The organism is Pseudomonas sp. LAIL14HWK12:I7, from assembly GCF_000483465.1.
In the GTDB taxonomy this organism is placed as follows: domain Bacteria; phylum Pseudomonadota; class Gammaproteobacteria; order Pseudomonadales; family Pseudomonadaceae; genus Aquipseudomonas; species Aquipseudomonas kermanshahensis.
Window position 1 is genome coordinate 78,619 of the sequence record NZ_AXYZ01000013.1, and the last position, 12,899, is coordinate 91,517.

A 12,899-nucleotide genomic window follows, 5' to 3' on the forward strand; every position below is an offset into this window, starting at 1 on the left:
TCTACTTGAATGCCGCCGACCTCGTCACTCGACCCTCTCAGAAAGAAAGCCCCGATACACGACGGCTTGGGCATCTGCTTGACGGGACGTCGGCTCCACCGAGGCAAATTCACCTGGCTTGGCCCGCGCCACGGTTCACAAATGAAGCTGAGCACCGAACTGCTACACACCTTGATACCGGGCTCACCATAGCAGAGAGGTTTGGTCAAATGCCTCAGCGTGCGGAGAAAAACGCAACCGCAGTGACAGCAAAGTCACACGCCACTCAAACCGGGCGCTAAACCGGGTATGACACATATCGACCCGTACTAAAACCCAGACCTTATGAGGCCTAAGCGCTCTGACTTCTGGTTTAACGTCTGACGTTCAGCGTTTGCCCGCCGACAAAAGCCTCCGAACGGGGGCTTTTGTGTTTCTGCAGCGTTACGGACGCTGTGGGAGCAGGCTTGCCCGCGAAGCATGCAACGTGGTTTATGGCACCGGCTTCGCCGGTGTTCGCGGGTAAACCCGCTCCCACAGGGCCCGCGTTCGCGACCACCAACTAAGCTTTCTCCAACGGGACCTCAAGCGGTTCATGCCCCCGCCCCCTGGAGCCTGCACCATGCCCGATACGCCCCCTCCCCCACGCTTCGACTGGCAACACTGGCTGCCCGGCGTGGTCACCCTGCTTCACTATCAGCGTGCCTGGCTGCCCAGGGACATCGCTGCCGGGCTGGTACTCACCAGCATGCTGGTGCCCGTGGGCATCGCCTACGCCGAAGCCTCTGGCGTACCCGGCATCTACGGCCTCTACGCCACCATCATTCCGCTGCTGGCCTATGCGCTGTTCGGCCCCAGCCGCATCCTGGTATTGGGCCCAGATTCGGCACTGGCCGCGCCCATCCTGGCGGTGGTGGTGCAGTACGCCGCCAGCGACCCGCAGCGCGCCATCACCATCGCCAGCATGATGGCCTTGGTCGCTGGGGTGTTCTGCATGGTCGCCGGCCTGCTGCGCCTGGGCTTCATCACCGAATTGCTGTCCAAGCCGATCCGCTATGGCTACATGAACGGCATCGCCTTGACCGTGCTGATCAGCCAACTGCCCAAACTGTTTGGCTTATCCATCGACAGCCAAGGCCCGCTGCGTGACATCTGGGGCCTGATCCAGGCCCTGCTTGCAGGCCAGGGCCACTGGCCCAGCTTCGTCATCGGCGCCGGCAGCCTGGCGCTGATTCTGCTGCTCAAACCCTTCAAGCGCTTGCCCGGCATCCTGATCGCCGTGGTGCTGGCGACACTGGCGGTGAGCCTGCTCGACCTCGACCAGAGCGGCGTCAAAGTCCTCGGCCAATTACCCCAGGGCCTGCCGGACCTGGTCTTCCCCTGGTTGAGCGATATCGACCTGGTGGAAGTGCTGCTCGGCGGCATCGCAGTGGCGCTGGTGTCATTCGCCGACACCAGCGTACTGTCACGCTCCTACGCGGCCCGCCTGAAGATGCCGGTCAACCCGAACCAGGAAATGTTTGGCCTGGGGGTGGCCAACCTGGCCAGCGGGCTGTTCCAGGGCATCTCGATCAGCAGCAGTTCGTCACGTACCCCTGTGGCTGAAGCAGCCGGGGCCAAGACCCAGCTCACCGGCATCATCGGGGCGCTGGCCGTGACCGTTCTGCTGCTGGTGGCGCCCAACCTGATGCATTACCTGCCCAACAGTGCCCTCGCCGCCGTGGTGATCGCCGCCGCACTGGGGCTGTTCGAATTCGCCGACCTCAAACGCATCTTCCACATGCAGCAATGGGAGTTCTGGCTGTCGTTTACCTGTTTTGTCGGGGTGGCAGTGTTTGGTGCCATTCCGGGTATCGGCATTGCCGTGGCGATTTCAGTCATCGAATTTCTCTGGGATGGCTGGCGGCCGCATTTTGCAGTGCTCGGCCGGGTGGATGGCACCCGCGGCTACCATGATGTGCAGCGCTACCCGCAAGCCCGGCGCATCCCGGGCCTGGTGCTGCTGCGGTGGGATGCGCCGCTGTTTTTTGCCAATGCCGAGCAGTTCCAGAGCACCGTGCTGGCGGCTGTGGAACAGTCCCCTACCGCCGTGCAACGTTTGGTAATTGCCGCGGAGCCTGTGACCAGCATCGACGTGACCTCCGCAGACATGCTCGCTGAACTGGACCGGGCGCTGGAGGCGCGCGGCGTGGAGTTGCAGTTCGCGGAGATGAAAGACCCGGTGAAAGACAAGATGAAGCGCTTTGAGTTGTTCCAGCACATGGGGGAAAAGGCCTTTCACCCCACCGTCGGTGCTGCGGTGGATGCCTACCTGGAAGACACCGGGGTCGACTGGCAGCCCTAATGCACCCACTGCCGTGCCCTGCGCCGGTCGATCCAGATCAGCAGCGCACTGGCATACACCGACACCGCCAAGAACAGCGCCATGCGCACTGCGAACGCGCGGTAGACATCCTGCCCCGCCGCGCTGTCCTGCACCGACTGCCCCAGCAGTATCAACATCGTAGTCAGGCAACTGACCCAATAGGCCGGGCTATGCCGCGTCGCCACCGCGCGGTACAGCCGCCGGGCCTGCCAAAGCGTGAACAGCAGCACCCACAGGAAAAACATCCACAGGTGCACGAACAGGCTCAATGCCCCCCACAGCAGGATCGCCAGCAGCCCGGCCAGCAAGGTCGAGCCAATCAGTTCTCGGCTGGCGTTGCGGGCATGGGTCTCGCTGGCTTGCTGACCGAGGCTCACCGACTTCATGATCAGCGGCATGAACGCGTCCGGTGCGATCAGCGCCAGCAAAAAGGCCGGCATGACGATCAGCGTGGCGCGCAGTGCGACCCAGCTGGCCCGTTCAGCGGCGAGCGGCGGCGGTGTCGGTTGCACAGGTGCGTCAGCCGGTTCGGGGAACATCACATGCGCCAGCGCCGTGCCCAAGGTTGCCAGGAGCATGCCTTTGGACAAGGCCTCGACCACCGACAGCGCCAAGGTGAAATCGCTGGTGCCGGCTGCGGCGATCATGGTCAGGCCGATCACCAGCAAGTTGGCCAACAGGCCGTTGCCGCCTTTCAGGGCATAACGCAGCACCAGAAACACGCCAACGCCCACCAGCAACACCCCGCTCACCGGGGCATGGCGCAGCAGAGGAATCAGCAACAGGCCACTGCCACAACTCAGCAGCACCAGCACGGCCAACGCCGGTGCCGCGCGCAACGGCAGTGGCTGGCTACGCATGGCCAACAGCAGCACCGCGAACACGGGTGCCAAAATCGGCACCGGCAAACCAAAACCGAAGCTGACCGCCAGGCACAGCGCCACGCCCCAGGCCAGGCGAAGCGCACGCTGGCGCCGCAGCTCAATAGGCATACGAGAGCCAGCTCATCAGCCACATGAACACCCGGCCAAGCACGTTCAACGGGTTGCCCTCGCTGGGCAGCGCCATCACCTCGGCTTGGCCCCCCACCCGCAAGCCGGACTTGTCTTCCAGTTGGTCCCGGTCGAGCTCGACTATGACCGGAAAGCGTTGAGCCGAGCGCAGCCATTCACGGCTGTTCTGCACGCTCGGCAGCGTGCCCGGTGGGTTGCTCTGGCCCACGCTGACGCCATAACCGATGCTGCGTATGCGCCCCTTCAGCACCGTCCCAGGCAGCGCATCGAGCACCACCAGCACCGGTGTGCCGGGGCGCAGGCGGCCGAGGTTGTTCTCGGTCAGGTCGGCGCTGATCCACACGTCATGGATCGCAATCAGGGTCATCATCGGGCTGCCGGCGCCCACGTAGTGGCCCACGTCGGTGCGCAGGTCGGTGATCAACCCGTTGGTATCGGCGCGCACCACCGTTCGCTCCAGGTCCAGGCGGGCCTTTTGCACATTCGCCGCCGCGCTGCGCACCTGCGCATTGTCCGCCTGCGCCCCACCCTGCTGCTCACGTGCCCGCACCACTTCGGCACGGGCTGCCGCGACTTGGCTGATGGCCTGGTCGCGCGTGGCCTGCGCGCCTTCCAGGCGGCGCTGCGAAACCGTGCCGGGGTCTTCCTCGATCAGCCGCTTCAGCCGCTCGGCGTCTTGCCGGGCCTTGCGCTCGTTGGCTTGGGCCGCCATCAACGCCGCCTGTGCCGAGTCGATGCCGGCCGTGTGGGCGCCGATCTGCCGGCCCACCGTGTCGAAGTCGGCTTCGGCGCGAGCCAGGGCAATGCGGTATTGCTCCTGGTCCAGTTCGAACAACACTTCGCCCTTGCGCACTTCCTGGTTATTACCCACGGCCACGCGCTTGACCTGGCCGGCCACCTCGGCGCTCACCGGCACCACGTAGGCTTGCAGGCGAGCCTGCTGGGTGTACGGTGTAAAACGGTCGGCCAGCAGGTACCAGAGCAGGCTCACAGCAATCAGCAGCAATACCCAGCGCAGGCCACGGTCGGGCGCTTGCGCGGGCGATTTTTGCGGGGTGTCGGTCATTTTTGCTCACCTGGTGGCTGTGCGCTGGGGGCAGGCTCATCCAGCAAGTCTCCCCAATCGGTGCGTTGCTGCATCTGGCGACGGGTGGCCGGGTCGATCGGCGCACGGCCTGGGTCCCAACCACCCCCCAGGGCCTTGTACAAGGTCACCAGGCTGCTGACGGCATTGCCGCGGCTGACCAGGTAGCCATCCTGTTGTTGCAGCAGCAACTGTTGGGCGTCGAGCACCCGCTGGAAGTCGGCGAACCCTTCGCGGTACTGCGACATGGCCAGGCTCAACGAGCGCTGCGCGGCTTGCGAGGCTTGATCGCGAATGCCAGCACTTTGCAGCGAGCGCACCAGGCCACTGGCGGCATCGTCAGCCTCACGGGCGGCTTCACGCACACTTTGCTGATACAGCTCGATCAATTGCTGCAAGCGCGCGTCCTCGACACGCACGGCGTTCTTGCGCCGGCCGTAGTCGAACGGGTTCCAGATCAGGCTTGGGCCGGCGGCGAGGTCAAGCGTGTTGGGCAGGTGGCTGGCCGAGACGAACGTCCAGCCGAGGCTGCCCAACAGGCTCAGCTGTGGATAAAGGTCAGCTTCGGCCACCCCGACCAGTGCCGATTGTGCCGCCACGGCCTGTTCGGCAGCGCGGATGTCTGGGCGCCGCTGCAACAGGCGAGCAGGCACGTCCTGCAGCAGTGCGCGGTCCGGCAGTGGCAACTGGCCGTATTGCGACTGCAGCTCCGGCAGTGGGCCGGGCGGGCGCCCGAGCAGCGAGCAGAGCACGTTGCGCAGGGCGTTGAGCTGGTTCTCGAACTCGGGGATGGTCGCCTGGGTCGCCAAGTACTGCGTGCGGGCCTGCTGCCAATCGAGTTCGTCATGCTCGCCATGGCGGAACAACCGCTCGGTGATCTCCAGGCTGCGCGCCTGGCGCTTGGCGTTTTCTTCGGCAATGGCAAGGCGCGCCTCGGCGGTACGCAATGCAAAGTAGGTGTCGGCTACCTGGGCCCGCAATAACAACATGGCATCGGCGTAGTTGGCCTGCGAGGCGAAGTACAGGGCATCGGCAGACTCGATGGCACGGCTGAAGCGCCCCCAGAAGTCAATTTCCCAGGCGATGTCGAACCCTGCGCTGGACTGCCAGAACACCGAATCGCGGGCAGTGTCGGTGCCAGACTGGTCCTGCTTGAGGTAGAGGCTTTGCGCCCGCACCTGCTGCAACTGCGGGTAACGCCCAGTCTGCACGATGGCCAGCTGTGCACGTGCCTCGGCGATACGCAGGCCGGCCACGCGCAGGTTGCTGTTGTGGGCGTCGGCTTCGGCGATCAGCGCATCCAGTGTCGGGTCGGCGAACACCTGCCACCACTGGCGAAAGTCCACCGTTGCATCGCGCCGCCCGGCCTGCTCCAGCAGGGGGGTGCTCCACGGGTCCAGCCAGGCCGTTTGCGGGGGGTGAAAGTCTGGCCCGACCTGGGTGCAGCCTGACAGCAAGGCAACCAGGCCCAAGGCGCGACGCCAGGAAGGTGCAGGCATGCCAGGCCCCGGCTCAGGCCGACGGTTCGACAGGGTTTTCGGGTACCTGCAGCGCGACCCATTGCCAGAACAACACGTAAGTCACGCCAAGAATCACCGGGCCGATGAACAGGCCGATAATGCCTTTGACCACCATGCCGCCCAGTGCGCCGATCAGCACCACAGGCATCGGCACATCGACCCCGCGCCCCAGCAGCAGGGGCTTGAGCACATTGTCAGCGAGGCCGGCAACGAAGGTGTAAACGGCAAACACGATGGTCGCCAGGGTGAAGCCCTCGGCATGGAACACGTAGGCGATCACCGGCAACGTGATCAGCGTGGCCGGCGCCTGGGCAATACCCAGCATGAGGATGGCAATCGCCAACATCCCCGCCCCCGGCACGCCCTTGATAACAAAGCCTACGCCGATCAGCAGCATCTGGATGAAGGCGATGCCGATTACGCCCTGGGCAACGGCGCGAATGGTGGCGGTACACAGTTTGGCAATCGACCTGCCGCGCTGCTCGCCGGATACGCGCATGGCAATGCGCTGCGCCGCCAGCTCGCCACGCGCGCCGAAGGCCATGATCACCCCCGAGATGATGATCGCCGCGATGAACATCAGAAACGCCCCCCCGGCACTGGCCGCGGCCCCCAGCAGCACACGCCCGGCGTCCTTGAGCTGCGGCATCATGCTGTTGAGCACCTCGCTCAAGCTCTCGGATGCTGCCAGCCACAAGGCATACAGGCGCGGCCCGATCAACGGCCAGGAAGCCACCGACTCGGAGGGTGTCGGTACGCTCCAGGCGCCGCTCTTGAGCAGCGTTAGCATGCTGTCCACCGACTCGGTGATCGACACCACCACCAGGTAGATCGGCACCAGCAACACCACCAGTACCAGCAGCACCACCACCGTTGCCGCATAGCCGTCCTTGAGCCCCCAGCGCCGCGTGATGCGGCCGTGCAGCGGGTACAGCGTGACGGCCAGGATCACCGCCCACAGCATCAGTTCGAGGAAAGGTTGGAACACCTGGAAGGAGAAGATCACCAGGGCAGCCACCAAGCCTGCCTTGATCAAGACATCGAGCAAGCCCTGCGACAGGGCGCTGTCCAGCTTGAAACTCGGCTGCATGCTTCACCTCCGAACAGTCAGTACGCCGTCGTGGCGCGAGTCAGTGGTCAGTTTCAGGCGTGGGGCGGGTGGCGTCGGGGTCGCGCAGCTGTCGGCTCAGGGCCATCATCACCAACGGCACCACTGCCATCGACAGGGTGATGGCCAGCACCAACAGGTCATGCACTTGCTGCTCGAGCACCTGGTGCTCAAGCGCCAACTTGAACACCACGAACGCAAACTCACCGCCAGACGCCAACACCACCCCCAGGCACAACGCCTGGGGCCGGTTCAGCCCACCGGCCGTACGGCCCAAAGCCACCAACAGCGGCAGCTTGACGCCCACCAGCAACAGCGTGAGCCCCAACACCGCCAAGGGCATGCCGAACAACAGGCGCAAGTCGGCGCTCATGCCCACGCCGACGAAGAACAGCCCAAGCAACAGGCCTTTGAGGGGTTCGATCTGGGTTTCGAGCTCGTGACGGAACGGCGACTCGGCCATCAACACGCCAGCGAGAAACGCACCAAGCGCCATCGAGATGCCGACATGCTCCATCACCCAAGCGGTGCCCAGTACCACCAGCAACGCGGTAGCGGTGGACAGCTCCGGCAATCCGGAGCCGACCGTCCATTTGAATATCGGGGTCATCAGGTAGCGGCCACCCACAATGATCACACCGATGCCGACCGCCACGCCCACCAGCGGCCACGTCCCTTCATCGGCGCGGCTGACATCCCCGCCCAGCAAGGGCACCACGGCAATCAGGGGGATGGCGGCAATGTCCTGGAACAGCAGAATCGCCACCGCCAGGCGCCCGTGCGGCTTGCCTAGGTCCTTGCGCTCGGCCAGCACCTGCAAGCCAAACGCCGTCGACGATAGGGCCAGTCCCAGCCCCAGCACGACGGCCGCCGCCTTCGATTGGCCGAACAGCCAAAAGGCGAGCAGGCCCAGCACCGCGGCGGTCAGCCCGACCTGCAACGAGCCAACGCCGAACAGCGCCCGGCGCATGGTCCACAGGCGGCGTGGCGAAAGCTCGAGGCCAATGACGAACAGCAGCATCACCACGCCCATCTCTGACAGGCGTGCGACGTTATCCGGGTTACCCAGCAAACCCAGCACCGAAGGGCCGATGAGGATGCCGGCCAGCAGATACCCCGGCACGGCCCCCAGTTTCAAACGCTGCGCCAGTGGCACCAGCAGTACCACGGCCAAGAGGAACACCACCGTTGCCTGGAGCAAGCTGCCGTCATGTGGCATAGGTCTACACCCTGTAGGCTCCCCGCGGGGATGGGGTCAGTAACGCGCTTCGACAACCTTGAACGGGTAGTTCACCGCCTTGTACTTGCCGACTTTGCCGCGCTTGGGCAATTTCACGACCTGGTCGCGGGTGATGTCCTTGTAGGGAATGCGGCCGAGCAGGTGGCTGATGATGTTCAGCCGTGCGCGCCGCTTGTCGTTGGAGTGGGCCATGAACCATGGCGCCCAGGAAGAATCCGACGCGGCGAACATGTCATCGCGGGCTCTGGTGTAGTCATCCCAGCGGGTATACGACTTCAGGTCCATCGGGGACAGCTTCCACAGCTTGCGGCCGTCATTGATGCGGTCCTGCAGGCGGCGGGTCTGCTCTTCGGCGCTGACCTCCAGCCAGTATTTGATGAGGATGATCCCCGACTCGACCATCATCTTCTCGAACAACGGCACCACAGTGAGAAACTTGTTGGCCTGTTCATCGCTGCAAAACCCCATCACCCGCTCGACACCGGCGCGGTTGTACCAACTGCGGTCGAAGATCACCACCTCGCCTGCAGCAGGCAGATGGCCCAGGTAGCGTTGCACGTACATCTGGGTTTTTTCCCGCTCGGTCGGCGCCGGCAGCGCCACCACACGGAACACCCGCGGGCTGACTCGCTCGGTGAGGGCCTTGATGGTCCCGCCCTTGCCCGCCCCATCGCGGCCTTCAAAGACGATGCACACCTTCAGGCCCTTGGCCACGACCCATTCCTGCAGCTTTACCAACTCGACGTGAAGGTGCTTGAGCGCCTTCTCGTAGGCCTTGCCGCCCAATTTTTCGGGCTGTGCCTGAGGGTCCTTCTTCTTGGCTGACTTCGACATGGCTCGCTCCCACTGGCGAATGAAGACTCAGTATGGTCGATCCATGGCGGTTTGCCGCTTCGCTTATTACTCCCGCGCCGAGCCTGCTCAGGCATGGCTTGCTCGGTCTCTGTGTGTAGGAGCAGCCTTGCGCTGCGAAGAGGCCGGTGACTGCCTGAAAGATTCTCTGTGCTACACCGGCCTCTTCGCAGCGCAAGGCTGCTCCTACACAGAGCCGTCCGCCGTGCGAGGCAGGGCGCTACTTGGCCAGCTTGTCGTAACTGGTCATCAGGTTGCGGTAATCGGGAAGGTGGTTGGAGAACAGCGTCCCCAGCCCTTCGACATCGTTACGCCAGTCCCGGTGCAGCTCGCAGGCCACGCCGAACCAGGTCATCAGTTGTGCCCCGGCAGCCTCCATGCGCCGCCAGGCCGAATCGCGGGTCAATTCGTTGAAGGTGCCAGAGGCGTCAGTGACGACGAACACCTCGAAGCCCTCCTCCAGTGCCGACAGTGCCGGGAACGCGACGCACACCTCAGTCACTACACCGGCGATCAACAGTTGCTTCTTGCCCGTGGCCTTGACGGCTTTGACGAAGTCTTCGTTGTCCCAGGCGTTGATGTTGCCGGGGCGAGCGATGTAGGGGGCATCGGGGAACTGCGCCTTGAGCTCGGGGACCAACGGGCCGTTGGGGCCGGTTTCGAAGCTGGTGGTGAGGATGGTCGGCAGCTTGAAGTACTGGGCCAGGTCTGCCAGGGCCAGGACGTTGTTTTTGAAGCGGTCCGGATCGATGTCACGCACCAGCGAAAGCAAACCCGCCTGGTGATCGACCAGCAGGACTGCGGCGTTGTTCTTGTCCAGACGCTTGTATTGGAAGGCCATGGTGAAGCTCCTTGCATCAGCAGATGGGGAGTATCAGCGTAGGCAAGGATCAGAGATGGCGGAGACCGTCAGTCGGGGCGCATGCCGCCGTCAGTATTCACGCCGCTTGCGAAACGCCCAACGCCCCACCAGCACGGTGAAGGTCGCCACCAGTGCCACCAGTACCCAGAAGCCATGTGGGTCGTCCGACAGCGGCACGCCACCGACATTCATGCCGAAGAAGCCGGCGATGATGTTGATGGGCAGCGCCAGCACGGTCACCACCGTCAGGGTGAACAGGGTGCGGTTGGTCTGCTCGTTGAGCTTGGCGGCGATCTCTTCCTGCAGCAACTTGATCCGCTCACCCAGGGCGGTGAGGTCGCTGATCACCAGGGTGAACTCTTCGGTCGCCGCGCGCAGCTGGCGCATGTCCTGTTCCTGCAGCCAGTCCGGTGGGCGGTTGAGCAGGCGCAGCAGGGCCCCAGGCTCGAGCGCCAGCAGGCGCTGCAAGCGCACCAGTACCCGACGCATGCTGCTGAGTTCGGCGCGGTTGTCACTCAGGCGCTGGGACAGCAACTGGTCTTCGATGCGATCGACGCTGGTGGTGGTCTCGCGCACGATCTGGGTCAACACATCGCCCTGGTCGCGCAGCAGATGCACCAGCAGTTCGATGGACGAATGGAAGCGCTCGCCTCGCTTGACCGACGAGCGCAGCTTGTCCACCGAATGCAACGGCTGCAAACGCGCGCTGACCAGCAGCTGGCTGCTGGCGCAGGCCCACAGCGTGGAAATGTCCGACGACACCAGGCCGAAGTTGAACACCACATCGTTGACCACCGCCAACAGGGCCGAATCGGCATGTTCGATACGGGTCGACCGGGAGCCCTCGCGCAAGGTTTCGAAAAACGCCTCGGGCAGCGTCAGGTGGGCGCGCAGCCAGCGCTCGCAAGCGGCATGGGCCAGGTTCAGGTGCAGCCATAAAAATTCGTCGGGCTCAGGCGGTTCGCCAAGCTTGCGCAGCAGCTGCGCCGAATCGATCTCGCGACCGGGCTGGCCTGGGCGGAAGGCAAAAGCATAAAGCAGGCCGAACAGGTCATGGTCCTGTTGCGGATGCAGCGCGGGATGACCCATTCGAACTCGCAATGAGGCATTGAGGTTGATGGCAGAAAGGGTGCGGGATGTAGGTTGCAGTTCGATGACAGCGGGTTTGGCGTATGCCGGTCATTTGGGGATAGCCCCGCCAGTTGGCCCATACAAGCGGATCGTCGCTTACTTGGCGACTCGACGATATTGCTGTCTAGGACTGCGAGCAGAATGAGGATCAGTCATTTCGATCAAACCCATAGCAATTGCTGGTTTAAGGTAATTCTTGCTGAATGTGGGACGGTGCGAGAGCCCAAGGCGATCCATCAATTCATTGGCCTTCAATGAAATCCCAATGGGCAGAACATTGAGCAGTCTCGCTACTTGATCGGTTACTTGATCGCCTACTTGATCGCTACCCACTGCTTCGCTGAGGGCCTGAAGCAGTGCTTGGAGCATATACTCGACAAACGGGGTTGCTTCACCAGACTGATCGGCTGCAGCAAGCGCCGAATAGTAGGCTTCTTGCTGCTCACGGATTACCGTTTCTACCGGAAGGTATGCCAGGACTGGTCGCCAACGGCTAAGCAACAGCGTCTGCCAGAGCCGTCCCATTCGCCCATTTCCATCAGCAAACGGGTGGATGAACTCAAACTCGTAGTGAAATACACAGCTGATGATCAGGGGGTGCCAATCGTTTTTTTCGAGCCAGTGCAATAGGCCCTGCACGAGCGTCGCGACTCGACTGGCTGGGGGCGCCATGTGCAGTAAGCGTACCCCGCGATAGATCCCTACGCCCCCCTTGCGAAAATGGCCAGCGTCATCAATCAGCCCTTGCATCAGCATACCGTGTGCAGCGAGGAGATCGTCTTGAGAGCCGGGGCGCCAGTTCGCCATTGCATCATAGGTAACGAATGCATTTCGCACTTCCTGGATTTCACGTGGCAACCCCAATACCCGCTTGCCATCCAGCAATGCAGTTACCTGTTCCACGCTCAACGTATTGTTCTCTATTGCAAGTGATGCCTGGATAGTCCGAATACGGTTGCCCCGGCGCAGTTGCGGCGTCAGCCCGCTGTCCGAGTGAGCAGCCAACAACCCCACAAGCTCACTGATCTCGGCAACCAATGCCAAAATACGAGGTGTTACCGTGAGCGGTGGTTCGTACTTACTCATTGCCTACAGTCCAAGGAGGTAAGGGGCTTCGTCAGTTTTACGTTCTACACGCCAATGGCTGCTGCTCAACACGACTCCTTCCACCTTAATCCACGGGCAATACGAGGGTAAAGCCAGCCAAACATCACTTCACACTTTCCTGAACTGATTATTTGCCCCCAGCGATTTTTCCCCCCGCCAAGCGCCACCAGAATCGCTCACCACAATCACAAAAAGCGTGAGGCCACTCCCGTGGACCAGACACTCCAGGTACGGCAAGCCGCCGCCGACCTCATCGATGCCTTTGCCAGCAACGACACCGCCCGCTACTTCGCCTGCTTCAGCGAAGACGCCACCTTCCTCTTCCACACCTTGGCGCAGCCGCTGTTGTCGCGTGGCGCTTATGAAGCCGTGTGGGCCCAGTGGCAGGCCGACGGTTTTGCCGTGCTGGCGTGTGAGTCGGGCAATGCGCAAGTGAGCCTGCAAGGTGACGTGGCGATCTTCATGCACGATGTGGCCACGCACATCCGCATCGCCGGTGAAGAGCACCAGCTGGCCGAGCGTGAAACCATCGTCTTTCGCCGCCAGGGCGAGCGCTGGTTGGCCTGCCATGAACACCTGTCGGTCGTCACCACCGCCTGATCCTCTTTTACGCGGCCTTGCCGCTCTGCCATCGCACC

The 12,899-nt window shown here is 63.2% G+C and carries 12 protein-coding genes; 3 read left to right on the plus strand and 9 right to left on the minus strand.

Going from position 1 to position 12,899, the window contains the following annotated elements; all coding sequences use genetic code 11:
• Window positions 1–9: 9 nt before the first annotated feature.
• The gene (gene tnpB, locus D886_RS28845) at window positions 10–192 is read left to right on the plus strand and encodes an IS66 family insertion sequence element accessory protein TnpB (protein WP_143491101.1); all 183 of its coding nucleotides are present in this window, start codon (window positions 10–12) and stop codon (window positions 190–192) included.
• Window positions 193–601: 409 nt separating this feature from the next.
• Window positions 602–2,323, plus strand: a complete 1,722-nt coding sequence (locus D886_RS0113760; RefSeq protein WP_027594485.1) for a SulP family inorganic anion transporter — start codon at window positions 602–604, stop codon at window positions 2,321–2,323.
• On the opposite strand, the gene D886_RS0113765 is transcribed toward D886_RS0113760, so the two are convergent.
• From D886_RS0113765 to D886_RS0113805, 9 genes are all read right to left on the minus strand, one after another.
• Window positions 2,320–3,336, minus strand: coding sequence for a DUF2955 domain-containing protein (locus D886_RS0113765; RefSeq protein WP_027594486.1), 1,017 nt, complete (start codon window positions 3,334–3,336; stop codon window positions 2,320–2,322). The genes D886_RS0113760 and D886_RS0113765 overlap by 4 nt on opposite strands.
• Window positions 3,326–4,423 carry an HlyD family secretion protein gene (locus D886_RS0113770; protein ID WP_027594487.1) on the minus strand — a complete coding sequence of 366 codons (1,098 nt, stop codon included), beginning with the start codon at window positions 4,421–4,423 and terminating at the stop codon, window positions 3,326–3,328. Before D886_RS0113770 ends, D886_RS0113765 begins: the two co-directional genes overlap by 11 nt.
• Window positions 4,420–5,940 carry an efflux transporter outer membrane subunit gene (locus D886_RS0113775; RefSeq protein WP_027594488.1) on the minus strand — a complete coding sequence of 507 codons (1,521 nt, stop codon included), beginning with the start codon at window positions 5,938–5,940 and terminating at the stop codon, window positions 4,420–4,422. Before D886_RS0113775 ends, D886_RS0113770 begins: the two co-directional genes overlap by 4 nt.
• Window positions 5,941–5,953: 13 nt before the next feature.
• A complete protein-coding gene (locus D886_RS0113780) occupies window positions 5,954–7,051 on the minus strand; it encodes an AI-2E family transporter (RefSeq protein WP_027594489.1) in 1,098 nt (365 codons plus the stop codon).
• Window positions 7,052–7,091: 40 nt separating this feature from the next.
• Complete coding sequence (locus tag D886_RS0113785) at window positions 7,092–8,288, minus strand: monovalent cation:proton antiporter-2 (CPA2) family protein (RefSeq protein WP_027594490.1); 1,197 nt, start codon at window positions 8,286–8,288, stop codon at window positions 7,092–7,094.
• Between the two features lie 36 nt (window positions 8,289–8,324).
• Window positions 8,325–9,143, minus strand: a complete 819-nt coding sequence (gene ppk2 / locus D886_RS0113790; protein WP_027594491.1) for a polyphosphate kinase 2 — start codon at window positions 9,141–9,143, stop codon at window positions 8,325–8,327.
• Window positions 9,144–9,381: 238 nt separating this feature from the next.
• On the minus strand, window positions 9,382–10,002 hold the full coding sequence (ycaC, locus tag D886_RS0113795; RefSeq protein WP_027594492.1) for an isochorismate family cysteine hydrolase YcaC: 621 nt from the start codon (window positions 10,000–10,002) through the stop codon (window positions 9,382–9,384).
• 90 nt (window positions 10,003–10,092) lie between these two features.
• Window positions 10,093–11,112 carry a transporter gene (locus D886_RS0113800; RefSeq protein WP_027594493.1) on the minus strand — a complete coding sequence of 340 codons (1,020 nt, stop codon included), beginning with the start codon at window positions 11,110–11,112 and terminating at the stop codon, window positions 10,093–10,095.
• A gap of 138 nt (window positions 11,113–11,250) precedes the next feature.
• Window positions 11,251–12,240, minus strand: coding sequence for a Fic family protein (locus D886_RS0113805; protein ID WP_027594494.1), 990 nt, complete (start codon window positions 12,238–12,240; stop codon window positions 11,251–11,253).
• Between the two features lie 231 nt (window positions 12,241–12,471).
• Between D886_RS0113805 and D886_RS0113810 the strand changes: the two genes are divergently transcribed.
• On the plus strand, window positions 12,472–12,861 hold the full coding sequence (locus D886_RS0113810; RefSeq protein WP_027594495.1) for a nuclear transport factor 2 family protein: 390 nt from the start codon (window positions 12,472–12,474) through the stop codon (window positions 12,859–12,861).
• The last annotated feature ends 38 nt before the right edge of the window (window positions 12,862–12,899 follow it).